Below are 26,784 nucleotides of genomic sequence, written 5' to 3' on the forward strand. Positions count from 1 at the left end.
ATGACGAGTACTTCAGGCGAGCCCGTGGTGGTGGTGTCCCGGCACATCGGCGCCCCGGCAGGGGACATCTTCCGGATCCTGACCGACCCCGGACGGCACCCGGACCTGGACGGCTCGGGGATGCTGCGCGGTGGCGTCTCCGACGCCGTGGTCTCGGGCGTCGGGGACGTCTTCGTGATGCGGATGCACTACGAGCCCTACGGCGACTACGAGATGAATAACCACGTCGTCGAGTACGAGCCGGACCGCCGCATCGGCTGGGAGCCGAGGCCCGGTCGTGGGCACCCGGATGCCTCCACGCCCGGGGCTGAGTTGGGCCACCGGTGGATCTTCGACCTGGTCCCGGACGGGGCCGGGGCGACAGTGGTGACCGAGATCTTCGATGGTTCGCGCATGCCGGAGGACAAACGCGCGGAAATCGACAGCAGGCGGGTCTGGTGGCAGAGGCAAATGGGGAGCACCCTGGAACGCCTCGCCGAACTGTGCGCCGCCCGGTGAACGCCGAACTCGACGCCCTCAAGGGCGCCCTGGACCCCGGGTCGTCATCACCCGTCCGTCCGAGGAGTGGTACGAGGGGGCCGGACGTACATCCTGCGGGCGCTTGGCGGAGGCAGCGAGTGGACGTCCGAGAACCCCGAACGGCTGACGGTGACCGTACCGCTCAAGGTCGAACCCGAATGAAGAATCGGCACGCGCCCCAACGCGCGCGACTCTGCTCGCGATCGTCTTCGACGGCCTCGCGCCCGGTTCCGCGCCTCAGGCCACCCACTGGTCGTAGCCGAGCTTGACCACCAGCGAGACCACGACCACCACCAGCACCCCGCGCACGAAGCCGGTCCCGCGCTTCAGCGCCATCCGCGCGCCCACCATGCCGCCCGTCAGGTTGAAACAGGCCAGAAGCGCGGCCAGGCCCCACAGCACCCTGCCCTGGGAGCCGAAGGTCACCAGCGCGCCCAGGTTCGTGCAGACGTTGACGACCTTCGCGGTGGCCGAGGACGTCACCAGGTCCGTGCCCAGCGTCGCGGCCAGCGCGATGACCAGGAACGTGCCGGTGCCCGGTCCGAACAGGCCGTCGTAGAAGCCGATGCCCAGCCCCACGCCCAGCACCGCCGTGAGGACGCGATGGCGGGACAGCGGGCCCGCCAGGGCGGGGGCGGCACCGAAGGCGGGGCGGAGCAGGACGAAGGCCAGCACCGCCAGCAGGACGACCATGATCAGGGGCCGCAGGACGGCGCTGTCGATACCGGAGGCGAGAGAGGCCCCGGCGAGCGAGCCGAGGGCGGCCGCGACGCCGATGCGTACGGCGATCCGTACATCCACCGGGGCCTTGCGGGTGTACGTGACGGCGGCGCCCGTCGTACCGCAGATGGCGATCGCCTTGTTGGTGCCGAGGATGAACGTGGGCGGGAAGCCCGGCAGGCCGACCAGCAGGGCGGGGAGCAGCAGCAGTCCCCCGCCGCCCACCACGGCGTCGATCCAGCCCGCCGCGCCCGCCGCCAGGCAGAGCAGGAGCAACGTCATCAGCGGTATGTCAGGCATGACCGGGAGCCTATGGGGCGGGCTCGGCCGGGCCGGGAGGCGGTCGCCCTACCCCAACTGCGGGCCGCTGTGAAGGCGTGATCCGTCACGGGTGAGAGTTTGGCAACTACCAGGCCCAACTGATCAGTTGATGAGTAGTATCTGCCCGGTTCATGGCCGTGTCCCGGATGGAGGTGTCAAAGGTGCTGTCGGGGACGGTGGCCGTCATCGTGGCCTTGTGCGTCGCTCTGGTGCTGGTGTTGCTCCTGGGGCTGATGTGGGTCTCCAGACTGCGCCGAGCCGTCGCCCGGGCCGAGGCGGCGACGCTGCGGGAGCGGGAGGTCGCCGGGCAGGAACGCGCGACCGCCGAGCGGGAACGGGCCCGCTCCGCCGAGCGTGCCGAGGAGATCACCCGGCTGGCGGCCGTACGGGAGGAGCTGGACGAGGCGGCCCGCCGCGAGCGGATGCTGCGCGACTCCGTCCAGGCGTCGTTCGAGTCCGTCGCCCGGAACATGCACGCCATGTCGACCGTGCAGCAGCAGGTCCTCGACGGCCTGGAGCAGCAGGTGGCCGACGCGCGGCTGATGGCCGAGGTGATGAAGGCCGACCACGCCGCCGCCCAGATGACCCGCAAGGCGCAGACCCTGCTGGTGATGTGCGGGATCTGGCCCGCCCGGCGGGAGACCCGGCCGGTGACGCTCTTCGACTGCGTACGCGGCGCCCAGTCGCGCATCGTGGAGTTCGGGCGGGTGGAGGTGCACGGCGGGCAGACCCTGTACGCGGTGGCACCGGCCGTCGAAGGGCTGATGCACGCGGTCGCCGAACTGCTGGAGAACGCGACGGTGTTCTCGCCGTCCCGCACCCAGGTGGCCGTCTCCGTCCGGGAGGTGGCGGCGGGCGCGGTCATCGAGATCGACGACGCGGGGCTCGGCATGCCGCTGGACGTCCTGGAGCAGGCCACCGGGCAGCTGCGCGAGGGACTGGATCTGGCCCAATTGGGAGCGGTCCCACGGCTGGGGCTCGCCTGTGTCGGGCGCTGGTCGCGGGAGCTGGGGTTCGGCGTCGAGCTGTCGACCGCCTCGGCGTACGGCGGGACCCGGGTCGTGGTCTTCGTACCGCACCGGCTGCTGACCGAGCCGCTGGACAGCGCCCCGGAGACGGACGCCGAGCCGGTGGTCATCGAGCCGGTGGCGGCGGAGCGCCCCGACCGGGACCCGGCCGGGGACGCCCCCGCCCCGACCGTCGGCGGCCTTCCGCAGCGCCGCAACCGGCGCCGTACGACACCGCGCGACGCCTCTCGTACAGCCGCCCCGGACCCCGGCGCCCCGGACCCCGACCCGTGGTCCCCCGAGGCCGCCCGGGCCTCCATCGCGAGCGTGGTGTCCGGCACCCGCCGCGGGCGGGCCGAGGCGGCGGAGGCCGCGGGCCATGACCGGGTGCGCGTCCCGGACCGGAACTCAGAGGATCACGAGGATCGAGAAGGAGGCCGGTAGTGGCCGGAACCATATCCAGGCTGCCCGACGTTGGATGGATGCTGCGTCCCCTGACCCAGATCGCGGGGGTGCGGCATGCCGTCGTCGTCTCGGAGGACGGTCTGCGCATGGGGCACGGCTCCGCCGAGGGACTGACGGGAGAGGTCCCCGAACTGGGCGTCGCCGAGGCCGAGTCGCTGGCCGCGGCCTGCGCGGCGCTGACGGTGACCAGCCAGTCCACGGTGTCGCTGCTGTTCGGCGAGGAGGCGGGGGTGAGACAGCTGATGATCGAGTCGGACGGCGGATTCGTGCTGTTCACCTCGGCCGGTCAGGGCGCCTCGCTCGGGGTGGCCACCGACACCGAGGCGGATGTCGGGCTGGTGGCCCAGCAGATGCAAGTGCTGGTGGCGAGAATCGGCGCCCATCTGAGCAGTCGGCCACGGGAGCAGATCAGCGCGCCATGACCGACCCCGGGGAGGAACGGACCACGGCCGCGGTGCGCCCATACGTGATCACACGGGGGCGCGCGGGTTCCTCACGGGATGCTCTGCCGCTGGAGACGCTGGTGAAGGCCTCCGGAAGCGCGCTCCCCCCGGCTCTCCAGCCCGAGTACCGGCGGATCGTCCGCTGCTGTCAGGGGCTGCTGTCGGTGGCGGAGGTCGCCGCTCACCTCGGCCAGCCACCCGCCGTGCTGCAGGTGCTGCTCGCCGATCTCATCGGCTGGGGGCACATCGTGGCGCGCCCGCCCATCCGGGTGGCCGAGCGCGCCAATATGGACTTGCTGAGGAAGGTGCTCGATGGGCTTGAAAGCAAGCTCTGAGATCTCGATGCCCGACACGGACGGCGTGGACGGCGTGGCAGGCGTGGACGACAACATGGATGACACCCACGGCATGAACGGCACGGACGGCGTCGACTACATCGACGACATCGACGACGCGACGGTCATGTACGTGCAGCCCAGCGTGTCCGGCGCGGCGAAGATCCTGGTCGTCGGACCGATGGGGGTCGGCAAGACCACGCTGATCGGCACGGTCTCGGAGATCAAGCCGCTGTCCACCGAGGCGACCATGAGCCGGGCGGGCGCCCGGCTGGACACGCCGGTGCGGCCGACGAAGACCACCACCACCGTCGCGCTGGACTTCGGACGGATCACGCTGGGCGGCGAGTTGGTCCTGTACCTCTTCGGCACCCCCGGCCAGCAGCGCTTCCTCCCCGCGTGGAAGGACCTGGCGCGCGGTGCCCTGGGCGCGCTCGCGCTGGTCGACACCCGCGACCTGGAGGCGTCCTTCGACGCCATCGGCCATCTCGAGGACCTGGACGTGCCGTTCTCGGTGGCCGTCAACTCCTTCCCGGACAGCGTGCTGCACAGCGAGGACGATCTGCGCTCGGCGCTCGATCTGCTCCCCCACACCCCGCTGGTCATCTGTGACGCGCGCGAGCACACCTCGTCGGTCAAGGCGCTGATCTCGCTGGTGAGCCATCTCATCGAGTCCGTCACGGAGGCGACGTGACGACCGCGCGTACGGCACGCGTGCCGCTGTACGGGACGGCGCTGGACGGGCCGCTGACCGAGCTGTACGAGCGGATGCGCCGCGACCACGGCAATGTGGTGCCGGTCGAGATCGCGCCCGGGATCGAGGCGTGGCTCGTCATCGGCCACCGTGAGCTGCTCCATCTCACCCGCGACGAACAGTACTTCTCGCACGATCCTCGCCGCTGGACGCCGCTGCGCGACGGCCGGGTGCCGGCCGATTCGCCGCTGATGCCGCTGGTGGGCTGGCGGCCCGCGCTGCTGTTCGCGGACGGCGGGCAGCACCGCCGGATGCGCTCGGCGGTGGCCGACGCGCTGGGCCGGGTGAACGGGCACGAGCTGATCCGTACGGTGCGGGCCACCGCGGAACGGCTGGTCGCGGGGTTCGCCGATCAGCACCGAGCGGATCTGGTGGCGCAGTACGCGCGCGTCCTGCCGCTGCAGGTGGTCACCGAGCTGCTGGGTCTTGACGAGGAGAGCGGGCCGCGACTGGTCGACGCGATCGCCACCATCGTCGCGCCCACCGTGGCCGCCACCGGCGCCAACAAGCGGATGGGCCGCATCCTGCTGGACCTGATCGCCTGGAAGAAGCAGCGGCCGGGCGCGGACCTCACCTCCTGGCTGCTGGAACACCCGGTCGGGCTGAGCGACGAGGAGGTGCTCCACAACCTGGTGGTGATCATCGTCGCGGGCAACCAGACCACCGTGAACTGGATCGCCTCCACCACGCAGATCCTGCTCACCGATCCCGCGTTCCGCTCCTCGCTGGCCCGGGGCCACCTCACCGTGGACGACGCGCTCGACCTGGTGCTGTGGCGCCAGCCGCCCACCCAGAACTTCCCCGGCCGCTACGCCACCCGGGATCTGCGCCTCGGCGGACAGGACGTCCGCGCCGGGGACATGCTGATCCTCGGGCTGGCCGGGGCGAACGCCGATCCGGAGGTGCTGCCGGAGGACGGGCGGCCGGTGGTCGGCAACCGCTCGCACATGGCGTTCGGCGCGGGCCCGCACACCTGCCCGGCGCGCGATCCGGCCCGGCTGATCACCCGTACCGCCGTGGACACGCTCCGCCACCGGCTGCCCGATCTGGAGATCGCGGTGCCGGAGGAGGAGCTTCCGTGGGTCACCTCGCCCTGGTCCAAGGGGCTGGCCGGGCTGCCCGCGCGGTTCTCCGCACCGCAGCTCGCCGCCGAGGCCCCGGCCACACCGCCGCACCGACAGTGGCCCCACACGCCCGCCGCGCCCGACTCGCCTCCAGGAGACCGCAGATGACCGACGGCCGCTGCCCCGTAGCGCACGACGACCCCGCGACGCCGCACCGGCTGGAGCCCGACGACCAGCACGCGGTCAACGCCGGGTTACGCGCCCGCGGGGCCGCGGTCCCGGTCCTGCTGCCCGGTGACGTACCGGCGTACGCCGTCACCCGGCACGAGGAGCTGAAGGGTTTCCTCACCCATCCCGACGTGGCCAAGAACGCCTGCCACTTCGCCGCCCTGCAAAGCGGCGAGATCCCGGCCGGGTGGCCGATGCTGACCTTCGCCACCGTGCGGGGCATGACCACCGCCGACGGCGAGGACCACAAGCGGCTGCGGTCGCTGGTGACCCGGGCGTTCACCCCGCGCCGGATGGAGGCGCTGCGCCCGGTCGTGCGCGAGCTGACCGGCACGCTGCTGGACCGGCTGGCCGAGGCCGCCGCCGCGGACCCCGACGGGGTGGCCGATCTGCGCCGCCACTTCGCGCTGCCGCTGCCGATGAGCGTGATCTCCCAGCTGCTGGGCGTCGACGCGGCGCACCAGGACCGGCTGCACGAGCTGTCCAACGAGATCGTCTCCACCGCCACCGCCCCCGAGCGGGTGCCGGAGGCCAACCGCGAGATGGTGGCGATTCTCGGCCAGGTGGCCGCGGCCCGGATGAAGGACCCGGGGGACGACCTGACCAGCGCGCTGATCGCGACCCGCGCGGAGGACGGGGACCGGCTCAGCGAGGAAGAGCTGATCGGCACCCTGATGCTGACGATCATCGCCGGGCACGAGACCACGCTCAACCTGATCACCAACGCGGTGCGGGCCCTGTGCAACCACCGCGACCAGCTGGAACTGGTCCGCTCCGGGGCCGCGAGCTGGGACGACGTGGTCGAGGAGACGCTGCGGTACGACAGCCCGGTGAGCTACTTCCCGTTCCGCTACCCCACCCGGGACCTCCCCGTCGGCGACGCGGTGATCCCGAAGGGCGCGCCCGTGCTCGTCTCGTACACCGCCGCCGGGCGCGACGAGCGGGCGTACGGACCGGACGCGGACCGCTTCGTGGTGACCCGGGCGGCGCGCCATCTGTCCTTCGGGCACGGCGCCCACTTCTGCCTGGGCGCCCCGCTGGCCCGGATGGAGGCCGTGATCGCGCTGGAGGCGCTCTTCACCCGCTTCCCCGGCCTCGGCCTGGCGGTCCCGGACGATCAGCTGGTGCCGCACCGCAGCTTCGTCGGCAACAGCCCGCAGAAGCTGCCGATCACCCTTCAGTAAGGGGCTCACAGTCACCGGGGCGGCACGCTGAGGGCAGCGTTGCGTCCGGGAAACGGTGGTGATGCGGTCGGGAAACAGCGCTCCCGCACGCTTCCTGGCATGACGAAGAGCGCACCGAAGACCGAGACCGCCCCCACGATCGTGCTCGTCGGGCACGGCATGGTCGGCCAGCGCTTCCTGGAGGCCCTGGCCGACCGGGGCGTGACGACGCGCGCCCGGGTCGTGGTGCTGTGCGAGGAGCCCCGGCCCGCGTACGACCGGGTGCAGCTGACCTCGTACTTCTCCGGCCGGACCGCGGACGACCTGTCCATGGTCGAGGACGGCTTCCTGGAGCGGCACGGCATCGAGCTGCACCTGGGGGACCCGGCCGAGACCATCGACCGCGCGGCGCGCACGGTCACCGCGCGCTCCGGGCTGACCGTCCCGTACGACACGCTGGTGCTGGCCACCGGCTCGTACCCGTTCGTCCCGCCGGTGCCCGGCAAGGACAGCGAGGGCTGCTTCGTCTACCGCACCGTCGACGATCTGCTGGCGATCGAGGAGTACGCCAAGGACCGGGCGACCGGCACCGTGGTCGGCGGCGGGCTGCTCGGCCTGGAGGCGGCGGGCGCGCTCAAGGGGCTCGGGCTGACCACGCACATCGTGGAGTTCAACGCGCGGCTGATGGCGCTCCAGGTGGACGACGGCGGTGGCGCCGCGCTGCGCCGCACCGTCGAGGACATGGGGCTGATCGTGCACACCGGTGTCGGCGGCAAGGAGATCACCGCCGACTCCAAGGGCGCGGTGACCGCCATGGCGCTCTCGGACGGCTCGTCCATCGACACCGACCTGGTGATCTTCTCGGCCGGGGTGCGCCCCCGCGACCAGCTCGCCCGGGACTGCGGCCTCACCGTCGGCGAGCGCGGCGGCATCGCGGTCGACGAGCGGTGCCGCACCAGCGATCCGGCGGTGTACGCGATCGGCGAGTGCGCGCTGACCGCCGACGGGAAGGTGTACGGGCTGGTCGCGCCCGGGTACGAGATGGCGCAGACCGTCGCCGACGACCTGGCCGCGGTGAGCTGCGAGGGCTTCACCGGCGCCGACACCTCCACCAAGCTCAAGCTGCTCGGCGTCGACGTGGCGTCCTTCGGCGACGCCCACGGCACCGCCGAGGGCTGTCTCGACGTCGTCTACTCCGACTCCCGCGCGGGCGTCTACAAGAAGCTGGTGGTCGGCGCGGGCGGCGAACTGCTCGGCGGGGTGCTGGTCGGCGACGCCGACGCGTACGGCATGCTGCGGCCGCTGACCGGTTCCGTGCCGCCCGTCGCGCCCGAGCAGCTGGTGCTGCCCGCGGGGCTCGGCGCGCCCGCCGCGCTCGGCCCGTCCGCGCTGCCCGACGAGGCGGTCATCTGCAGCTGTCACAACGTCACCAAGGGCTCGATCCGCTCGGCGGTCACCGATCACGAGTGCGTCACCGTGCCCGAGGTGAAGAAGTGCACCAAGGCGGGCACCGGCTGCGGCAGTTGCGTCAAGACGCTCACCACGCTCGTGAACGACGAGCTGGAGGCGAGCGGAGTCAGCGTCGACAAGGGGCTGTGCGGCTGCTTCGGCTACACCCGCGCCGAGCTGTACGAGATCGTCCGCACCCTGCGCATCACGACGTACGCGCAGCTGCTGGAGGGCCACGGCCGCGAGGAGGCGCGCGGCGGCGACGGCTGCGAGGTGTGCAAACCGGCCGTCGGCTCGATCATCGCCTCGCTCGCCCCGACGCTGGGCGCCAGCGGCTATGTCCTGGACGGCGAACAGGCCGCCCTGCAGGACACGAACGACCACTTCCTGGCCAACCTCCAGCGCAACGGATCGTATTCGATCGTGCCGCGCATCCCCGGCGGTGAGATCACCCCCGAGAAGCTGATCGTGATCGGCGAGATCGCCCGCGACTTCGGCCTCTACACGAAGATCACCGGCGGTCAGCGGATCGACCTCTTCGGCGCCCGGGTGGACCAGCTCCCGGTGATCTGGTCCAAGCTGGTGGACGCCGGGTTCGAGTCCGGCCACGCGTACGGCAAGGCGCTGCGCACCGTGAAGTCCTGTGTGGGCCAGACCTGGTGCCGCTACGGCGTCCAGGACTCGGTGCGCATGGCCATCGACCTGGAGCTGCGCTACCGGGGCCTGCGCTCCCCGCACAAGTTGAAGTCGGCCGTCTCCGGCTGCGCCCGCGAATGCGCCGAGGCGCGCGGCAAGGACTTCGGCATCATCGCCACCTCCAACGGCTGGAACCTGTACGTCGGCGGCAACGGCGGCGCCGAGCCGCGCCACGCGGATCTGCTCGCCCAGGATCTGGACGACGAGGGGCTGATCCGGCTCATCGACCGCTTCCTGATGTTCTACATCCGCACGGCGGACCGGCTGGAGCGCACCTCGGCCTGGCTGGAGCGGATCGAGGGCGGCCTCGACCACGTACGGGACGTGGTGGTCCACGACTCGCTGGGGCTGTGCGCCGAGCTGGAGGCGCTGATGGCCGACCACGTGGCGGGCTACCGCGACGAATGGGCCGAGACCATCAACGACCCGGAGCGGCTGCGGCGGTTCGTCTCCTTCGTCAACGCACCCGAATCGCCCGACCCGACGGTCGCCTTCGTACCCGAGCGCGACCAGGTCAAGCCGGATCTGACGCTGCTGTCCGGCCCCACCATCCCCGTCCGTACCGCACGCACTCTCGAAGGGATTTCGAGCCGATGACCATGGCACCCGAGCGGATCGACCTCCGTGTGGAACTCCTCGTCGACCGGCGCTGGTTCGCGGTCTGCGCCCTCACCGACCTCATCCCGGGCCGCGGAGTGGCCGCCCTGCTGCCGGACGGCAGCCAGGTGGCGGTCTTCCTGGACCGGGCGGGCCGCCCGTACGCGATCGACAACCGCGATCCGTTCACCGGCGCGTACGTCCTCTCCCGGGGGCTGCTGGGATCGGCGGACGGGCGGCCGTTCGTGGCCTCGCCGCTGCTCAAGCAGCGCTTCGACCTGGAGACGGGGCGGTGCCTGGACGATGAGACGGTCACCGTCCAGGCCTACGCCACACGGACCGCCGATGTGGCCGACGAGGGGTCAGCGCAGGTCGCGTGAGACCAGCACGCCGCACTGGACGGGATCGCTCGCGCACCCGGCCAGTCCCGCGGCGAACACGCCCTTCGTTCCGGGGACACCGGCGATGCCGACCACCGACGACATCTCGCTGTGCTCGGTGACGTCGGCGGGCAGTTCCTCGGTCGCCCACTCCGTGCCGGTCCAGCGGGCCAGCGTGGAGTGGGGGTTGCCCGCGCTCCAGCCGCCGATCCACAGCCGCCCGGCGCCGTCCGCGCCCGCGGCGTTGATCTGGCCGAGGGGCGGGGCGGGGAGCCGCTGCCAGCGGCCGCCGGTCCAGCGGGCGGCCATCGTGGCCCGGGGCATGTCCTCGTTGGTACTGCCCACCACCGAGACCGCGTCGCGGCCGGTGACCACGGGGATCCCGGCCGTCCAGCCGGTCGGGGACGCGGCGGGGACCGGCACCTCGCGGACCGTCCAGCCGCTGCCGTTCCAGTGGTAGAGCAGCGGCTCCGCCACCCCGCCGGTGGAGGTTTCGGCGGTGACCCAGACGTCGTCCGGGCCGGTGCCGGTGATGCCCGAGGGGCGCACGGTCCCGCCGCCGGGCGCGGCGGGGAGGGACACCCGCTGCCACCTGGAGCCCGTCCAGCGCTCCAGGTAGGAGACCTCGGCGCCGCTCTCCGGATTCCAGTCGAAGCCGGTCAGCCAGGCCGACTTCGGACCGAACGCGGCGATGTCGAGGGCGAAGCTCAGCGAGCCCTCGGGGGCGGGCGCGTGGTCGGCCCTCTGCCACTTCTCGCCGTCCCAGTGCTGGAGTACGACCGAGGTGTTGTCGTCCAGCGAGCCCGCAGCCCAGGCGTCGTCGGGCGCGGCGGCGGCGACCTCCTCCAGCCGCGCGGGCTTGCCGCCGGGGGTGGTGGCGGCGGGCACGTCCTTCCACGCGGTGCCGTTCCAGTGCCGGATGAGCGGGGTGGGCCCGGCGGCGCCGTCCGTGGTCCGGCCCACCACCCACGTGTCCTTGGCGCCGGTCGAGGCGACGTCCCAGAACTCGCGGGAGGCGGTTTCGCTCATCGGCGTCCGCAGCTTCCACGGGGTGTCGGCCGCGTCCGGCGCGGCGTTCGCCGGTGTGCTGAGGGGGCCCAGGGTGCTGAGGGCGACCGCGCACACCGCGACGGCCGTGCGCAGCCGTCTCCCTCGCCGTGCTCCGGCCCGGCCGGTCACTGGGGAGCCTTCAGCTGCCGGTCGGTCCACTCGGCCGTGACGGTGGCGTTGTAGCCGACCACCGTGCCCGCCGTCAGCCCCGCCTCGGTGGCCTTCGCGTTCGGCTTGGTCACCCGCTGCTGGTCGGCCAGCAGGGCGCCGGTCGCCGGGTCCACGATCAGCTCCGAGCGTGCCGTGCCGTAGTCGGTCCCGCCGGTCGCGGGCAGGGCGAAGCCGATCCCCTCGCGGCCCGTCGGGTCGGTCACCTCGCCGAGCGACGCGATGCCCGGCAGCTCCGCGATGACGCGGTACGCGGCGGCCCGCACCTCGGGCTTGACCGGCAACCGGATCAGCCCGGCCGCCTGCTGCCACATCCACTCGGTGCGGCCCTTGATCTCGCTCCCGCGGTCCTCCTCGTACAGGTCGGCCAGCTTCGCCTTCAGCTTGGCGCTGTCGCCGGGGAGTTCCCGCAGGTCCGCGTAGGTCACATTGCGCGCGCCGAGCGAGGCGATCCGGTCGCCCACGTTGGTCCGGGTCACCGTGGGCCGCTTCTTCTCGTCCCCGGTGTCCATCCGCAGGCCCAGCTTGCCGCCCCCTTCGGCGGTGAGCGTCACGTCCTTCGGCCGCCCGGCGGCCCGCCAGCGCGCCGCGTCGCGCTCGGTGCGGGGGACGACGCGGTCGTCGAGCCCGGAGATCCACAGGCTCTCCGTACCGGGGCGTACGCCGATGGACTGCTGGTCCGTCGCGGAGGTGAGGACCGCGAAGGCCGTTCCGGAGTGGTCGACGACGCCGGTCCAGGCCGAGCGGGTGGTCGTCTGCCAGTACGTGCCCTCGTGCGCGGCGCGGTCCGCCCGGGCGGCCACGTTCAGCAGCGCGAGACGGCCGTTCTCGGGGGTGTGCCGGGGGGAGTCGTCCGTGGCGGGTGTGGCGGAGGCGCGGGCGCCGCCGGGGCCCTGGCCGCCCTCGGGCAGGGCCACCACCACCCCGACGACGGCCGCCGCCACCGCGACGGGCAGCGCCCAGCGCCAGGTGAACGGCCGGGCGGAGGCGGACCGGCGGGGTTCGGGGGCCTCCGGCGTACTGGCGAGGATGGTGATCAGGTCGTGCCGGGCGCGCGCCGAACCGGCCAGCTGGTCGGGGTCCAGCTCCGGGGGCCGCGCGTCCGCCAGGGTCTTCATGACCTCGGGCCGCTTTCGTGCCATGTCAGTGCTCCTTCACTGTCACTGTCGGGTGAGCGTCGCGAGAGAGCCCGACCGCGTCCACGGCCCGCTCCAGCCGCCGCCGGGCCCGGTGCAGCCGCACCGAGAAGGTGGCGGTGGTGCAGCCGAGGACGCGCGCGGCCTGCCGGGGGCCGAGCCCCTGCCAGGCGACCAGCGTCAGCAACTCGCGGTCTGCGGCGGACAGCCCGGCGAGGGCCTGCAGCGCCGCGGCGCGTTCGGTCACATCGGCGGCCACGTCGCCGACCTGGGTGCCCGAGGTGATCAGGCGCTGTGCCTCCTCGGCGGCGAGCGCGTACTGTCTGCCGTCGCGACGGCGCAGCTCACGGGTCAGATTGCGGGCCACGCCGAGCAGCCACGGCAGCGGCGGCGCGGGGATGTCCCGCATCCGGCGCCAGGCGACGGTGAAGGTCTCACTGGTGATGTCCTCACCGACCTGCCGTCCCACCAGGCTGGATGCGTAGGCCAGCACACGGGGGTGGCACTCCTCGTACAGGTCCCGGAAGCGTTGGGCGTCGGTCACGCGCCGTCTCCTCATCTTGGCTCTCTCACCTGGGAATGGCCGGGAGCCGCGACTTCTTACAGCGCTTCTCGCAACTGAGGAGAGGAATTTCCGGGGTGGCGGGTGGCGGGTGGCGGGTGCCGAGTGCCTGGACGGCGGGGGCGCACCGTCCAGGCGTGGGGCGACGGCGCTCAGCCGGTCGTGCAGGCCGTGCCGTTGAGGGTGAACACGGCGGGAGCGGTGTTGGCGCCGGACCAGGTGCCGTTGAAGCCGAACGACACCGAGCCACCGGCCCCGATCGTGCCGTTGTACGCGGCGTTCGCGGCCGTCACCTGGGCGCCGGACTGGGTGACGGTGGCGTTCCACGCGGAGGTCACCCGCTGGCCGGAGGGGTAGGCCCAGGCCACCTGCCAGCCGCTCACCGGGCTCGACCCGGTGTTCTTGACGGTGACATTCGCGGTGAAGCCGGTGTTCCACTGGCTGGTGACGGTGTAGCCGACCGTGCAGCCGGTGGGTCCGGGATCACCGCCGCCGTCGCCGGTCCAGCCGAGCGATTCGGCGATGCCGTAGTAGGCGGGTTTGGGGTGGTAGTTCTCGTCGTACGGGGTGGCGGCGCCCTGGCCCTCGAACACGTCCGGGATCCAGGAGTCGGAGTCGGTGAAGCCCCAGGCGGTGACGCCCTTGCAGCGGGATACGGCCACGCAGGCGTCGGTGACCGCCCGGTAGTCGGCCTTCTGCTGGGCGAGCTTGGCGTCGGTGGCCGGGAGCGTCATCCGGATGTCGAGTTCGGTGACGGCCACGTCGACGCCGAGGTCGGCGAAGCGCTGCAGGTTGGCCTTCATCGTGGACGGCACCTGGCCGAGGATGAGATGGCCCTGGAAGCCGACGCCGTCGATCGGTACGCCTTGCGCCTTCAGCGACTTGACCAGGTTGTACATCCCATCGCTCTTCGCGCCGAGGCCGTCGGTGTTGTAGTCGTTGAGATACAGCTTGGCGTCCGGGTCGGCGGCGCGGGCGGCGCGCAGCGCGTCCGCGATGTAGGACTGGCCGAGCTTGGTGTAAAAGAGCGACTGGCGGAAGGTGCCGTCCTCGTTGAACGGCTCGTTGACCACGTCCCAGTGGGTGATCCTGCCCTTGTAGCGTCCGGCCTCGGTGGTGATGTGGTCGGTCATGAGGGTGCGCAGCTGATCGGCGGTCCAGGAGCCGTTCGTCAGCCAGCCCGGCAGCTGGCTGTGCCAGACCAGGGTGTGGCCGCGTACCTCCATGTCGTGCGCCTCGGCGAAGTCGACGATCCTGTCCGCGCCGGACCAGTTGTACGTGCCGCGGCTCGGCTCGACGGACTCCCACTTCATCTCGTTGCCGGGGGTGATGGAGTTGAACTGGGAGCCCGCGATGTCGGCGTAGGTGCCGGTCAGCTTGGACGCGGTGACGGCGGTGCCGTAGTACTTGCCCTTGGCCTCGGCGAGGTCGCGCAGCACGGGGTCGGCGGCCGCGGGGTCGGCGGCTGCGGGGCGGGCGGCCGCGGGGGCGGCGGCTTGGGTGGCTTGGGCGGCCGCGCTCGGGGTTGCGAGGCCGATCAGGAGCGCACCGGCGGCCGCCAGGCCCAGGGCAGCTCCGCGTAATGCCTGTGGGTTGAGTCTCATGGCGTACGCGTCCTCCCTACGATCCGGCGAGTCCGTCGCGGAAGGCGGTGTAGGCGGGCTTGGGCTGGTAGTTGGTGTCGTACAGATTGGCCGCGCCCTGGCCGGGGAAGGTGCCCGGCACCCAGGAGTCCCGGTCACCGAAGCCCCACACCGTGATGCCGGTGCAGCGGGCGATCGCCAGGCAGGTCCTGGCCACCGTCTTGTAGTCGGCTGCTTGCCGCTGGAGCTTGGTGGCGTCCGCGGGGGTGGTCATCCGGATGTCCAGCTCGCTGATCACGACCTCCACGCCGAGGTCGGCGAAGCGCTGCAGGTTGGCCTTCATGGTGGAGGGGACCTGACCCACGATCAGATGGCTCTGGAAGCCGACGCCGTCGATGGGCACGCCCTGCGACTTCAGCGACTTGACCAGGTTGTAGAGGCCGTCGCTCTTGGCGTTCGTGCCCTCGGTGTTGTAGTCGTTGATGAAGAGTTTGGCGCTCGGGTCGGCGGCGCGGGCGGCCCGGAAGGAGTCGGCGATGTACGACTGGCCGAGCTGGCTGTAGAACTTGGACGCGCGGAGGGTGCCGTTCTCGTTGAACGCCTCGTTGACCACGTCCCAGCGCTGGACCTTGCCCTTGTAGCGGGCGACCTGGGTGGTGACGTGGTTGGTCATGATGGTGCGCAGCTCGGTGTTGGAGAACGAGCCGTTGGCCAGCCAGTTCGGCATCTGGCTGTGCCAGACCAGGGTGTGGCCGTACACCTTCTGCTGGTTGGCCCGGGCGAACGAGACGAGGCGGTCGGCGGCGGCCCAGTTGAACTGGCCGCGGTTCGGCTCGACCGAGCCCCATTTCATGGCGTTCTCGGCGGTGACGCTGGAGAACTCGCTCTTGGCGATGTTCGCGTAGGTGCCGTCGCCGAGGCGGCCGTCGTTGACGGCGGTGCCGACGAAGCGGCCGGTGCGGTCGGCGACTTCGCGCAGGGTGGGGTTGGCGGCGGCCGCCGGGGATGGCGCGGCGAGGGTGGCGGCGAGCGCTGCCGCCGCCGAAGCGGCGAGTGCGGCGCTGCGTAAGCTCAGAAGCTTCATGGGAGTGTCCCTCTCTTCTCTTCACGTCTGATCCGGTTTTCCGGAAGACTTCTGCAAGGTTCCGAGGGTGCGACCGGAAAGCTAGAGGCGGGCGTGATGCCCGTCAACGGAGGAGGCGGAAATGGCTACGGAGAGCGCGGGCCCCGACGGCGGCACCAGGCCCAAGGTGACGATCACCGCCATCGCCCAGGAGGCCGGAGTGTCCGTGCCCACGGTCTCGCGGGTCGTCAACGGACGGTCGGACGTCTCCCCCGAGACCCGGGCCCGGGTCGAGGACCTGCTACGCCTCCATGGCTACCGCCGCCGCCAGACCGCCCCCGGCGACCGCGCCGCCCTCGTCGACCTGGTCTTCAACGACCTCGACAGCCCCTGGGCCGTGGAGATCATCCGCGGCGTGGAGGAGGTCGCGCACCAGGACGGGGTCGGTACGGTCGTCTCCGCCATCCACGGGCGGGCGGGTTCGGCCCGGCAGTGGCTGAAGAACCTGCGGGCCCGCGCCTCGGACGGGGTGATCCTGGTGACGTCCGTCCTGGAGCCGATGGTCCACGCCGAGCTGCGGCGGTTGAACGTCCCCATCGTGGTCGTCGACCCGGCCGGTTCCCCCGCCCTCGACGCCCCCACGGTCGGGGCCACCAACTGGGCGGGCGGCATGGCCGCCACCGAACACCTGCTGAGCCTGGGCCACCGGCGAATCGGTCTCATCGCCGGACCGCCCCGGCTGCTGTGCAGCCGGGCGCGGCTGGACGGACACCGGGCGGCCCTGGAGGCGGCGGGGGTTCCGTTCGATCAAGCTCTCGTCGCACAGGGGGACTTCTACCACGAATCCGGTTTCCACGGCTGCGATCAGCTGATGGCCTCCCCCACCCCGCCGACCGCCGTCTTCGCCTCCAGCGACCAGATGGCCCTGGGCGCCATCGAGGCCCTGCGGCGGCGGGGGCTGCGGGTGCCGGAGGATGTGAGCGTGATCGGCTTCGACGACCTCCCCGAGGTCCGCTGGTCGGCCCCACCCCTGACGACGGTCCGCCAGCCCCTGGCCGACATGGGCAAACTGGCGGCCCGCACGGTGCTGCGCCAGGCCCGCGGCGAGGAGATCGACTCCCCCCGCGTGGAGCTGGCGACCCAGCTGGTAGTCCGCGCCAGCACGGCCCCACCGACCGAGGCTTGATCCCCCACCCCGCCCCTTCCCGAACCTGGTGGCTACGCCCCCAGCCCCCCCCACCCCCACGGGGGCTCCGCCCCAGGCCCCGGCGGAACCGGGGGCACGGCCCAACTCGTCCTGGCGGCGGAGCCCGGAAACCCCAGGGCAGGAGCACAGCCCCGTGGCGCCACAGGCCTCACCCCGGCGAGGCCCGGAGCCCCGTAGCGGGGCGCAGGGGCACAGCCCGGCGGGGCCGGGGGTGGAGCCCCGCAGCAGGGTCTGGGGGCGCAGCCCCGGCGGGGTTCGGCGACACACCTCCGGCGAGGCCCCGGTGGGCACAGCCCCCGGGGGCGGGGGCCGCGGGCATCGGCCCGGCAGAGCCCCAACGCGGGGTGGGGCGCAGGGCCGAGGGCAAAGCCCCGGCGGGGGCGCAGCCCCGTGGTGAGCCCGGGGCGGAGCTGCCGCGACGGGCCTGGGGCAGAGCCCCGGTAGCGGGCCCGTAGCGGAGCCCCCGTGGCGGGCCTGGGGCGTAGCACCCGTAGCGGGCCCTTGGCGGGCCTGGGGCGGAGCCCCGGTGGCGGGGCCCGGGGCGCAGCCCCCGTAGCGGGCCCGTAGCGGAGCCCGGGGCGAAGCCCCCCCGACAGGGCCTGGGGCGGGGCCCCGGTGGGAGGTCGGGGGCTCCGCCCCCGGTCGAGTAGGGGCGGGGTGGGGGAACAACACCGGTAGCTGTCAGGGACCTTGACACCGCATCAGGGCGCCCATACCGTCCACGCAACCGCTTCCGAGAATTATCGGGCTACTTCCGGAAGGCACGTGATGCGCATACCTCGGTCAAGGTCATCTCTCCGTGCGACGGGCCTCGCGGCGGTAGCCGCGCTCGTGTTGGGGGGTACGCTCAGCGGCTGCGGAAGCAGTGGGCCCGGTGGGTCGGGCGACGGAGAAGTCAGTGTCTGGGTCTACCAGGACCCCTCGACCAAGGTGCAGCGCGATGTCGTCGCGCGGTTCAACAAGACCTCGAAGGTGAAGGTCAAGCTCACCCAGGTGCCCGGCGACGGGTACTCGGACAAGCTGCGCACCTCCATGGGCACGCCCAACGCCCCCGACGTGTTCTTCAACTGGGGCGGCGGCAGCATCAGCGAGTTCGTCGAGAAGGACATGCTGCTCGACCTCGGTCCCGCGATGAAGAAGGACCCGTCGCTGCAGAAGGGGTTCATCCCCTCGATCCTCGACGCGGGCGCGATCAACGGAAAGCATTACGGCATTCCGATGCGCGGCATGCAGCCGGTGATCCTCTTCTACAACAAGGACGTGTTCAAGGAGGCGGGCGCCCAGCCCCCGAAGTCCTGGAACGACATCATCAAGCTCATCGGCACGTTCAAGGGCAAGGGCATCACCCCGTTCGTCGTCGCCGGTACCGACCCATGGACCGAGATGATGTGGGTGGAGTACCTGGTGGACCGCTACGGCGGGGCCGGGGTCTTCCAGAAGGTCCAGAGCGAGGGCAAGGACGCCTGGGGCGACCCGGCGGTGCTGAAGACGGCGCAGACGATCAAGGACCTGGTGGACCGCGGCGCGTTCGGCAAGAACTACAAGTCGGTCAACTACACGGCGGACGGCGCGTCCACGTACTTCGCCAAGGGCAAGGCCGCGATGCACCTGATGGGCAGCTGGGAGTACGCCAACCAGAAGGCCAATCAGCCCGCGTTCGCCAAGTCGGGCCTCGGCTGGACCACCTTCCCGTCCGTCCCCGGCGGCACCGGCGACCCCAAGAACGTCGTCGGCAACCCGACCAACTACTGGTCGATCAGCGGAAAGCTGAAGGGCAAGAAGCAGCAGGCGGCGATCGACTTCGTAAAGTTCGCGGCCAAACAGGACTACGCCAAGGCGCTGATCGCCAACGGTGACATCCCCACCACCTCCGACGCGTCCTCGCTGCTGAACGGCCACGAGAACCCCGCGTACGCGAAGTTCCAGTACGACATGGTGCGCGAGGCGCCGGACTTCACGCTCTCCTGGGACCAGGCGCTGCCCGCCAAGTACACGCCGGCCCTGCACACGAACATCCAGAAGCTGTTCAACGGACAGCTCAGCCCGACCGCGTTCGTCGATGCCCTGAAGGGCATGTGATGGCGAACGCCGCCCCCAGCCCGTCGCGAAGGCATCAGAGCGTCGGGCGGCCGAGCGCCGCCTGGGCCCTGCCCGGCGCCCTGTTCTTCGTCTTCTTCGCCGTCGCCCCCATGATCCTCGTCGGCGCGCTGGCCTTCACCGACTGGGACGGCATCGGCTCCCCGCGGTGGACCGGCGTCAGCAACTGGACCCGGCTGTGGGACGACCCCGACACCCACCAGGCGATCCGGCTCAGCCTCGTCCTCACCGTACTGACCTGGCTGGTCCAGACCCCGCTGTCGCTGCTGCTGGGGGTCTGGGCGGCCGGGCGGCAGCGCAACCGGGCCGTGCTCTCGGCGATCTTCTTCCTGCCGCTGCTGGGGTCGTCCGTCGCGCTCGCGCTGGTCTGGAAGTCGCTGCTGGACCCGAACTTCGGCCTGATCGCCGACATCGGCCCGGCCCTCGGCTTCGCGGACGGCGATCTGCTGGGCAGCTCCACGGGCGCGTTCGGCGCGATCCTCTTCGTCACCGCGTGGCAGTTCATCCCGCTGCACACCCTGATCTACCAGGGCGGCGCCCGCGCCGTCCCGCGCTCGCTCTACGACGCGGCGGCGATCGACGGGGCGGGCACCGTACGCCAGTTCTTCTCGATCACCCTCCCGCAGCTGCGGAACACCATCGTCACCTCGTCGGTGATCATGGTGGTGGGCGCGCTGACCTTCTTCGACACCGTCCTGATCCTCACCAAGGGCGGCCCCGGCACCGACACCACGATCCTGCCGTACCTGATGTACAGCAACGGCTTCAAGGCGTTCGACCTCGGCTACGCCAGCGCCCTCGCGACCATCCTGGTGATCGTCGCCACCACCGTCTCCCTGCTGCTGGTACGGCTCACCGGCTTCGCCGCGATGCGCAGCACCAGGGAGGGGATGTGACCGACGTGCTGTCCAAACGCCCCCGGAACGGGCGCCCCCGAGACGGCGTCCATACGCCGAAGAAGACTCCGGCGGCGGTTCACCCCCGCCCCCGCCGCCGGGGTCTGCCTCGCTGGCTGCGTTTTCCGGGGGGTACCCCCCAGACCCCCAATTACCTCGCCGGGCTCGGCTCGCTCATCTGGCTGGGCATCGTCGGACTGCCGCTGTACGTGCTGGTCGCGGCCACCTTCCAGAGCCGCGACGGCTACATCGACGACGGCCCGCTGGCCCTGCCCGACCACCCCACCCTCGCCAACTACCGGCGGGTGCTGGACTCCGGCTTCCTCCACTACCTCCTCAACACCGCGCTGGTCACGGCCGTCTGCGCGGCGCTCGTGATCGTGCTGTCGGTGACCGTCGGCTACAGCGTCGTCCGCACCCGCAGCCGCGCCTCCCGCCGGATCTTCCAGATCTTCCTGCTCGGGCTCGCGATCCCCTCCCAAGCGGTGATCATCCCGATCTATCTGGTCATCACCAAGCTCCATCTGTACGACACCCTCCTCGCCGTCATCCTGCCGACGGCCGCGTTCTCCCTCCCGGTCAGCGTGCTGATCCTGGTCGGCACGATGCGCGACATCGACGAGGAGCTGTACGAGTCGATGGCGCTGGACGGCGCGAGCCCGGCCCGGGTGCTGCTCCAGCTGGTCGTACCGCTGTCCCGGTCCGGGATCTCCACGGTCGGGGTGATGTCCGCGCTGCACGCCTGGAACGGGTTCCTCTTCCCGCTGATCCTCACCCAGTCCAAGAGCAACCGGATGCTGACGCTGGGCCTGTACGACTACGTCGGCGAGTTCCGGATGGACGCCCCGGCGGTGCTCACCGCGGTCGTGCTGTCCATCCTCCCGATCTTCCTCGTGTATCTGTTCGCGCGGCGCCAGCTGATCAACGGTCTGATGGGCATGGGCGGCAAGTAGGCCGCCTTCCATTTCACCGCTCACCACAAGGAGCTTCATGCCTCACCCCTGGCAGGACACCTCCCTCCCCGCCGAGGACCGCGCGGCCGACCTGCTCGCCCGCATGACGCTGGAGGAGAAGCTCGCCCAGCTGTACAGCGTGTGGCCGGGTTCGGAGAGCGAGGAGGGCGAGGACGTCGCCCCGCTCCAGCACGAGGTGGCGGAGGACGTGGACCTCGACGGCCTCCTCCCGCACGGCCTCGGCCAGCTGACCCGCCCCTTCGGCACCGCCCCCGTCGACCCCGCCGAGGGCGCCGCCGCGCTCGCCCGCACCCAGGCCCGTATCGCCGCCGCGAACCGCTTCGGGATTCCGGCGCTCGTCCACGAGGAGTGCCTGACCGGGTTCACCGCCTGGCGCGCCACCATCTTCCCCACCCCGCTCGCCTGGGGCGCCTCCTTCGACCCGGCGCTGGTGGAGCGGGCCGCCGGGCAGATCGGCGCCTCGATGCGGTCGGTCGGCGTCCACCAAGGGCTCTCACCGGTGCTGGACGTGGTGCGGGACGCGCGCTGGGGGCGTACGGAGGAGTCGATCGGCGAGGACCCGTATCTGGTCGCGACGGTGGGCACCGCCTACGTCCGCGGCCTCGAATCCGCCGGGATCATCGCCACGCTCAAGCACTTCGCGGGCTACTCGGCCTCGCGGGGCGCCCGTAACCACGCGCCGGTCTCGATCGGCCCGCGCGAGCTGGCGGAAATGATCCTGCCGCCGTTCGAGATGGCGCTGCGGGACGGCGGGGCCCGCTCCGTGATGCACTCCTACAACGACCTCGACGGCGTCCCCTCCGCCGCCAACCCCTGGCTGCTGACCGAACTGCTGCGGGAACGGTGGGGCTTCACCGGCACCGTCGTCGCCGACTACTTCGGCGTCTCCTTCCTGGAGCTGGCCCACCGCGTCGCCGACTCCCCCGGGCGCGCCGCCGCCCTGGCGCTGGCGGCGGGCGTGGACGTCGAACTCCCCGCCGTCCGCTGCTACGGCACCCCGCTGCGGGACGCCGTACGGGCCGGGGAGGTGCCGGAGCACCTGGTCGACCGGGCACTGCGCCGGGTGCTCACCCAGAAGGGTGAACTGGGGCTGCTGGACCCGGACTGGTCGCCGCAGCCGACGGCGCTCTCCGCCGCCCCGGAGGCTCCGCGACGCGTCGACCTCGATCCGCCCGCGATGCGGGCCGTCGCGCGGCAGCTGGCCGAGGAGTCCGTGGTGCTGCTCGCCAACGACGGCGATGTGCTGCCGCTGGCGCCCGCCGCCCGCGTCGCCGTCGTCGGACCGCTCGCCGACGACCCCGCCGCCATGCTCGGCTGCTACACCTTCCCCCGCCACGTCGGCATCGAACACCCCGACCTGCCCATGGGCGTGGACGTGCCGACGCTGCTCGCCGCGCTGCGCGCCGAGCTGCCCGGCGCCCGGATCAGCCACGCCGAGGGGTGCGCCGTGCCGGGCCCCGCGCCCGCCGCCCCGGCCGGGACCGGTTCGGCGGGGGCGGCGGCGCTCACCGCCGAGAGCCGCCTGGCGCAGGCGGCCCGGATGGCGGCGGACGCCGAGGTGTGCGTGGCCGTCCTCGGCGACCGCTCGGGGCTCTTCGGGCGCGGCACCTCGGGCGAGGGATGCGACGCCGCCGACCTCGAACTCCCCGGCGATCAGGGCGCGTTGCTCGACACGCTGCTGGCCACCGGTACGCCCGTGGTGCTGGTGCTGCTCACCGGCCGCCCGTACGCGCTCGGCCGCTGGTCGGGGCTGCTGGCCGCCGCCGTGCAGGCGTTCTTCCCCGGCGAGGAGGGCGGTCCGGCGGTGGCCGGGGTGCTGGGCGGGCGGGTCAGCCCGTCCGGGCGGCTGCCGGTGAGCGTGCCGTACGCGCCCGGCGGCCAGCCGTGGACGTATCTGCAGCCGCCGCTCGGCCGCCACGGCGAGGCCAGCACCGTCGACCCGACCCCGCTGTTCCCCTTCGGCCACGGGCTGACGTACACCTCGTTCGCCTGGGAGCGGCCGGAGACCGATGCCGCCGAGGTGCCGACCGACGGCGAGACGACGGTACGGCTGACCGTGCGCAACACCGGCGACCGGGCCGGGACCGAGGTCGTGCAGCTGTATCTGCACGACCCGGTGGCCCGCACCGCCCGCCCGGTGGTGCGGCTGGTCGGCTACACCCGGGTGCCGCTCGGGCCGGGCGAGTCGGCCGAGGTGCACTTCACCTTTCACGCCGACCTCGCCGCGTACCCGGCGGAGCAGGACGGCACCCGGATCGTCGAACCGGGCGCGCTGGAGCTGCGGCTGGCGTCCTCCAGCGCCGACGCCGACGTACGCCACACCGTGCCGCTGACGCTGACCGGGCCGGAGCGCCGGGTGGACCACCGGCGGCGGCTGGTGTGCGAGGCCCGGGTGAAGTAACCGGCGGGCACGCGGACGGGTCAGCGCGGGCCCTCCCGCGCCTCCACCCGCGCCCAGCCTTCCGCGAACAGCTCCGGCAGCGTGCGGGTGGGAAGCGGAAGCGGGTCCTCCACGCGTCCGTCGTAGCCCAGCCGCAGACCGTGGAGGTCCGCCTTCCACACCTCGATCGGCTGGTAGAACTTCTTGGGCGCGGGCGCCCAGCCACCGGGCAGGAAGAGCTGGCGCCCGGCCCGGGCCCGCTTGTCCGCGACCGCGAGCCCGCGGTCGACGAGCGCGGCGGCGGCCTCCTGATGACGGGCGGCCGTCCAGCCGTTCCAGGTGCGGACGCCGCGGTCGGTCGGCCGGGGCAGGACCAGCAGCTGCAGATAGAGGACCGCCGGGTCCTGGTCATCCTCCCCCGTTCGATCGCGTCATGGGGAGATCCTCGCTCATGGGTCCGACAAGGGGTTCTGGGGTGTGGAAGGCGGGGCTCCCCGGCGTGGGCGCACGTACTGACGGAGCACCATGGGAAGCGGTGGAGCCCCCGCACGTGGTGTCGCACCTTTACGGCCGCGCGCTTAGGCTGTCGCCCCGCGCTACGGCTACCGGCGCGTATCGCAGACCGCGAAGGAGCGCGTGATGAAGGGCTGGACCGCGAGCGACATCCCCGACCAGACCGGCCGCACCGCCGTGGTGACCGGCGCCAACAGCGGCCTCGGCTACGCCACCGCCCTCGAACTGGCCCGGAGCGGCGCCCACGTGGTGCTGGCGTGCCGTGACACGGGGCGCGGCAAGGACGCCGAGGAGCGCGTCCGGGCGGAGGTGCCGGGCGCGGTGGTGCGTTTCGCCCCGCTGGACCTGGCGGATCTGGCGTCCGTACGGGCCTTCGCGGCCGAGTACAAGGACGACCGGCTCGATCTGCTGATCAACAACGCGGGTGTGATGGCCCTCCCGTACCGCAGGACCGCCGACGGCTTCGAGATGCAGTTCGGCGTCAACCACCTCGGCCACTTCGCGCTCACCGGACTGCTGCTGCCGAAGCTGCTGGCGGCCGGGCCGGGCGCCCGGGTGGTCACCGTGTCCAGCTTCATGCACCTGCTGGGCACGGTCGATCCGGCCGACCTCTCCATGCAGCGGAAATACCGGCGTTGGGCCGCCTACGCCCGCTCCAAGAGCGCCAACCTCCTCTTCACCCACGAACTCGCCCACCGCCTGCGCACCGCGGGCGTCCCCCTGGTGGCGGCCGCCGCGCACCCCGGTTACGCCTCCACGAACCTCCAGACGGCGGCGCCGAAGATGGAGGGCCGCCGGGGCACCGAACGCTTCATGGACATCGGCAACCGCTACTTCGCCCAGCCCCCGGAGCGCGGCGCCCTCCCTACCCTCTACGCGGCCACCGCCCCCGACGTCCGGCAGGACGACTACTTCGGCCCGCCCCTCCAGGGCCTCCGCCCCGGCTCCCCCACCCGCGCGACCCGCGCCAAGTGGACCCTCAGCGACAAGGCGTCCCGCCAGCTGTGGGCGGCCTCGGAACAGCTGACGGGCGTCCGTTACGCGGCGCTCAGGTGAGCCCCCGCGGGCAGGGGATCCACGAGGCCCGGCGGGCCCTGATCGGGTAGTGTGGCCGTCACCCGTACGCACCAAGGAGGTGAGACCCATCAAGGCCAGTTCAGGCTGGGTGCTCTCGCCTCAGGGTCGCGCATACGCGGGATAGCTGACCGTCGGGAGCGTCCTCAGGGATTCCGAAAGGCTTCCGGCTTCCATGTCAGCACCTTCACTCATCAGCTTTTCCACCGCCGTCGCCAGGCTCCGCGCCGCCGGGTGTGTGTTCGCGGAGGATGAGGCGCGGTTGATCCTCTCCGCGGCGAGCGGCCCGGACGCATCAGACGCCATGGTCGACCGGCGCGCCGCCGGGCTGCCGCTGGAGCACGTGCTCGGCTGGGCGGAGTTCCGGGGGTTGCGGATATCCGTGGATCCCGGGGTGTTCGTGCCGCGACGGCGTACGGAGTTCCTGGTCGAGCGGGCGGCCGCGCTGGCGCGGCCGAACGCGGTGGTGGTCGATCTGTGCTGCGGCTCGGGCGCGTTGGGGGCCGCGCTGGTGGCGGAGCTGGGCGGGCGGGCCGAGTGGTACGCGGCCGACATCGACCCGGCCGCGGTGCGCTGCGCCCGCCGCAATGTGGAGCCCGCGGGGGGCACCGTATACGAGGGCGACCTGTACGAGCCGCTGCCCGCCGCCGCACTGCGCGGCCGGGTCGATGTGCTGCTGGCGAATGTGCCGTACGTCCCCACCCAAGAGGTCGGGCTGCTGCCGCCCGAGGCGCGCGTCCATGAGGCGCGGATGGCGCTGGACGGTGGCGCGGACGGGCTGGACGTACTGCGCCGGGTGACCGCCGGGGCGCCGGGGTGGCTGGCACCGGGCGGCAGTCTGCTGTTCGAGACGAGCGAGCGGCAGGCGTCGCGCGCGCTCGACATCGTCAGGAGCGATGGGCTGCTCCCACGCGTGGAGGTGTGCGAGGAGCGGGAGGCCACGGTGGTGATCGGGACCGTCGGCGGCTGAGGAGCCGCTCGCTCAGACCTCCAGTTCGGCCTCGATCTTTCTCAGCTGGTGGCGGGCCATCGCGAGGTTCGCGCGTCCGGAGTCCAGTACGAGGTACAGGAAGAGGCCGTTGCCGCCACGGCTCTTGAGCAGCCGGATCAGGTGGTACTGGGTGCCCAGAGTGATGAGGATGTCCTCGATCTCGTCCTGGATGCCGAGGTGTTCCATGGTGCGCAGCTTGGCGCGGACGACGTCGGTGTTACCGGCGGCCGCCACGTTCAGGTCGAAGTTCGCGCTGCCTCCGAGCGTGCCCAGCGCCATCCCGCTGGTGTAGTCGACGAGGGCGGCGCCGGTGGCACCCTCGATCGACGAAAGCGCGTCCTGCAGTGCTGTTTCGGTGTTCGCCATGACGGGTGTCGTTCCCTTCGGGTCGCGGTGTTGTGCGGTGCGGGGCGTGCGGCTACTTCGTCGGGGCCTCCCCGGTGTTCGGGTACCGGGAGCGGGTGCGGGCCCCGCCGCCGCGTGGGGAGGTGGGCCGTACGGGCAAGGGGGCATGGGTGGTGGCGGTGGTGGCGGGTGGCTGTCCGCGAGGGCCGTCGGGCTGCTGGACGGTGGCCTGCGCGGTGGCCTGCAGCAGTTCGCTGACGCGGCGGCTGGAGCGTCGTCCTTCCAGGTGCAGCCGGCCGACGTTGACCTGGCCTTCGGCCAGCAGGGTCAGCACGGCGGACGGTCCGGCGGCGTAGGTGGCCAGATAGCCGTGGTCGCTGCGGATGAGGAGTTCACGGAAGCCGCCCTGTCCGGTGGCGTCGGTGAACCGTAGGGCGATGCCCAGGGCGGCCGCGGTGAGGGCGGCCACTCCCTCCGGCTCGACGCCCCGGGAGTCCTGCGCCAGGACGAGGCCGTCGGCGCTGGCCGCGAGCGCGCCGGTCAGCTGCGGCATGCGCGACCGGAGCCGGTGGAGTTCGTCGAGGATTTCCGCCTCGGCCGACAT

25 protein-coding genes are annotated in these 26,784 nt (G+C 72.2%); 16 read left to right on the top strand and 9 right to left on the bottom strand.

Annotated elements, in window-relative coordinates; genetic code table 11:
* Window positions 1–498, top strand: coding sequence for an SRPBCC family protein (locus ACZ6CL_RS12685; protein WP_468934817.1), 498 nt, complete (start codon window positions 1–3; stop codon window positions 496–498).
* A gap of 258 nt (window positions 499–756) precedes the next feature.
* Here ACZ6CL_RS12685 and ACZ6CL_RS12690 read toward each other — a convergent pair whose 3' ends face one another.
* The gene (locus ACZ6CL_RS12690) at window positions 757–1,539 is read right to left on the bottom strand and encodes a sulfite exporter TauE/SafE family protein (protein ID WP_468934819.1); all 783 of its coding nucleotides are present in this window, start codon (window positions 1,537–1,539) and stop codon (window positions 757–759) included.
* Between the two features lie 152 nt (window positions 1,540–1,691).
* Between ACZ6CL_RS12690 and ACZ6CL_RS12695 the strand changes: the two genes are divergently transcribed.
* The 8 genes from ACZ6CL_RS12695 to nirD all read left to right on the top strand — a co-directional run bounded on the left by ACZ6CL_RS12695 (window position 1,692) and on the right by nirD (window position 10,141).
* Window positions 1,692–3,011 carry an ATP-binding protein gene (locus ACZ6CL_RS12695; RefSeq protein WP_468934820.1) on the top strand — a complete coding sequence of 440 codons (1,320 nt, stop codon included), beginning with the start codon at window positions 1,692–1,694 and terminating at the stop codon, window positions 3,009–3,011.
* Window positions 3,011–3,454 carry a roadblock/LC7 domain-containing protein gene (locus ACZ6CL_RS12700; protein WP_468934822.1) on the top strand — a complete coding sequence of 148 codons (444 nt, stop codon included), beginning with the start codon at window positions 3,011–3,013 and terminating at the stop codon, window positions 3,452–3,454. Before ACZ6CL_RS12695 ends, ACZ6CL_RS12700 begins: the two co-directional genes overlap by 1 nt.
* Complete coding sequence (locus tag ACZ6CL_RS12705; protein ID WP_468934824.1) at window positions 3,451–3,810, top strand: DUF742 domain-containing protein; 360 nt, start codon at window positions 3,451–3,453, stop codon at window positions 3,808–3,810. The genes ACZ6CL_RS12700 and ACZ6CL_RS12705 overlap by 4 nt, the downstream gene beginning before the upstream one ends.
* Window positions 3,794–4,504, top strand: a complete 711-nt coding sequence (locus tag ACZ6CL_RS12710) for a GTP-binding protein (RefSeq protein WP_468934826.1) — start codon at window positions 3,794–3,796, stop codon at window positions 4,502–4,504. The genes ACZ6CL_RS12705 and ACZ6CL_RS12710 overlap by 17 nt, the downstream gene beginning before the upstream one ends.
* The gene (locus ACZ6CL_RS12715; RefSeq protein ID WP_468934828.1) at window positions 4,501–5,796 is read left to right on the top strand and encodes a cytochrome P450; all 1,296 of its coding nucleotides are present in this window, start codon (window positions 4,501–4,503) and stop codon (window positions 5,794–5,796) included. The genes ACZ6CL_RS12710 and ACZ6CL_RS12715 overlap by 4 nt, the downstream gene beginning before the upstream one ends.
* Window positions 5,793–7,040: a cytochrome P450 family protein gene (locus ACZ6CL_RS12720; protein WP_468934829.1), complete on the top strand. Its 1,248-nt coding sequence runs from the start codon at window positions 5,793–5,795 to the stop codon at window positions 7,038–7,040. The genes ACZ6CL_RS12715 and ACZ6CL_RS12720 overlap by 4 nt, the downstream gene beginning before the upstream one ends.
* A gap of 99 nt (window positions 7,041–7,139) precedes the next feature.
* Entirely contained in the window at window positions 7,140–9,761 is a 2,622-nt protein-coding gene (gene nirB, locus ACZ6CL_RS12725) for a nitrite reductase large subunit NirB (protein WP_468934831.1), read from the top strand.
* Entirely contained in the window at window positions 9,758–10,141 is a 384-nt protein-coding gene (nirD, locus tag ACZ6CL_RS12730) for a nitrite reductase small subunit NirD (protein ID WP_468934833.1), read from the top strand. Before nirB ends, nirD begins: the two co-directional genes overlap by 4 nt.
* Here the strand turns inward: nirD and ACZ6CL_RS12735 are convergent.
* The 5 genes from ACZ6CL_RS12735 to ACZ6CL_RS12755 form a co-directional block, all read right to left on the bottom strand.
* Complete coding sequence (locus tag ACZ6CL_RS12735; protein WP_468934835.1) at window positions 10,124–11,320, bottom strand: hypothetical protein; 1,197 nt, start codon at window positions 11,318–11,320, stop codon at window positions 10,124–10,126. The genes nirD and ACZ6CL_RS12735 overlap by 18 nt on opposite strands.
* Window positions 11,317–12,501 carry a CU044_5270 family protein gene (locus tag ACZ6CL_RS12740; protein WP_468934838.1) on the bottom strand — a complete coding sequence of 395 codons (1,185 nt, stop codon included), beginning with the start codon at window positions 12,499–12,501 and terminating at the stop codon, window positions 11,317–11,319. The genes ACZ6CL_RS12735 and ACZ6CL_RS12740 overlap by 4 nt, the downstream gene beginning before the upstream one ends.
* Before the next feature lies 1 nt (window position 12,502).
* Complete coding sequence (locus ACZ6CL_RS12745; RefSeq protein WP_468934839.1) at window positions 12,503–13,039, bottom strand: RNA polymerase sigma factor; 537 nt, start codon at window positions 13,037–13,039, stop codon at window positions 12,503–12,505.
* Window positions 13,040–13,209: 170 nt separating this feature from the next.
* On the bottom strand, window positions 13,210–14,661 hold the full coding sequence (locus ACZ6CL_RS12750) for a glycoside hydrolase family 10 protein (RefSeq protein WP_468934841.1): 1,452 nt from the start codon (window positions 14,659–14,661) through the stop codon (window positions 13,210–13,212).
* 16 nt (window positions 14,662–14,677) lie between these two features.
* The gene (locus ACZ6CL_RS12755) at window positions 14,678–15,724 is read right to left on the bottom strand and encodes an endo-1,4-beta-xylanase (RefSeq protein WP_468934843.1); all 1,047 of its coding nucleotides are present in this window, start codon (window positions 15,722–15,724) and stop codon (window positions 14,678–14,680) included.
* 121 nt (window positions 15,725–15,845) lie between these two features.
* Here ACZ6CL_RS12755 and ACZ6CL_RS12760 point away from each other — a divergent pair, with 121 nt between their 5' ends.
* The 5 genes from ACZ6CL_RS12760 (at window position 15,846) to ACZ6CL_RS12780 (ending at window position 23,278) form a co-directional block, all read left to right on the top strand.
* A complete protein-coding gene (locus ACZ6CL_RS12760) occupies window positions 15,846–16,889 on the top strand; it encodes a LacI family DNA-binding transcriptional regulator (protein ID WP_468934845.1) in 1,044 nt (347 codons plus the stop codon).
* Window positions 16,890–17,678: 789 nt separating this feature from the next.
* Entirely contained in the window at window positions 17,679–18,989 is a 1,311-nt protein-coding gene (locus ACZ6CL_RS12765) for an ABC transporter substrate-binding protein (protein ID WP_468934846.1), read from the top strand.
* Window positions 18,989–19,903: a carbohydrate ABC transporter permease gene (locus tag ACZ6CL_RS12770; RefSeq protein ID WP_468934848.1), complete on the top strand. Its 915-nt coding sequence runs from the start codon at window positions 18,989–18,991 to the stop codon at window positions 19,901–19,903. The genes ACZ6CL_RS12765 and ACZ6CL_RS12770 overlap by 1 nt, the downstream gene beginning before the upstream one ends.
* Before the next feature lie 104 nt (window positions 19,904–20,007).
* Window positions 20,008–20,856: a carbohydrate ABC transporter permease gene (locus ACZ6CL_RS12775; RefSeq protein ID WP_468935228.1), complete on the top strand. Its 849-nt coding sequence runs from the start codon at window positions 20,008–20,010 to the stop codon at window positions 20,854–20,856.
* Between the two features lie 37 nt (window positions 20,857–20,893).
* Window positions 20,894–23,278, top strand: coding sequence for a beta-xylosidase/alpha-l-arabinosidase (locus ACZ6CL_RS12780; RefSeq protein WP_468934850.1), 2,385 nt, complete (start codon window positions 20,894–20,896; stop codon window positions 23,276–23,278).
* A gap of 20 nt (window positions 23,279–23,298) precedes the next feature.
* Here the strand turns inward: ACZ6CL_RS12780 and ACZ6CL_RS12785 are convergent, their stop codons facing one another.
* The gene (locus tag ACZ6CL_RS12785; RefSeq protein ID WP_468934852.1) at window positions 23,299–23,439 is read right to left on the bottom strand and encodes a hypothetical protein; all 141 of its coding nucleotides are present in this window, start codon (window positions 23,437–23,439) and stop codon (window positions 23,299–23,301) included.
* A gap of 457 nt (window positions 23,440–23,896) precedes the next feature.
* Here ACZ6CL_RS12785 and ACZ6CL_RS12790 point away from each other — a divergent pair, with 457 nt between their 5' ends.
* Window positions 23,897–24,826, top strand: coding sequence for an oxidoreductase (locus ACZ6CL_RS12790; protein WP_468934854.1), 930 nt, complete (start codon window positions 23,897–23,899; stop codon window positions 24,824–24,826).
* A 193-nt stretch (window positions 24,827–25,019) separates the two neighbouring features.
* The gene (locus tag ACZ6CL_RS12795; RefSeq protein WP_468934856.1) at window positions 25,020–25,814 is read left to right on the top strand and encodes a putative protein N(5)-glutamine methyltransferase; all 795 of its coding nucleotides are present in this window, start codon (window positions 25,020–25,022) and stop codon (window positions 25,812–25,814) included.
* 12 nt (window positions 25,815–25,826) lie between these two features.
* Here the strand turns inward: ACZ6CL_RS12795 and ACZ6CL_RS12800 are convergent, their stop codons facing one another.
* Together ACZ6CL_RS12800 and ACZ6CL_RS12805 are read right to left on the bottom strand one after the other, a co-directional pair.
* Window positions 25,827–26,201, bottom strand: a complete 375-nt coding sequence (locus ACZ6CL_RS12800) for a roadblock/LC7 domain-containing protein (protein WP_468934858.1) — start codon at window positions 26,199–26,201, stop codon at window positions 25,827–25,829.
* A 52-nt stretch (window positions 26,202–26,253) separates the two neighbouring features.
* Window positions 26,254–26,784: a roadblock/LC7 domain-containing protein gene (locus ACZ6CL_RS12805; RefSeq protein WP_468934860.1), complete on the bottom strand. Its 531-nt coding sequence runs from the start codon at window positions 26,782–26,784 to the stop codon at window positions 26,254–26,256.

The organism is Streptomyces sp. NPDC041200, from assembly GCF_055591805.1.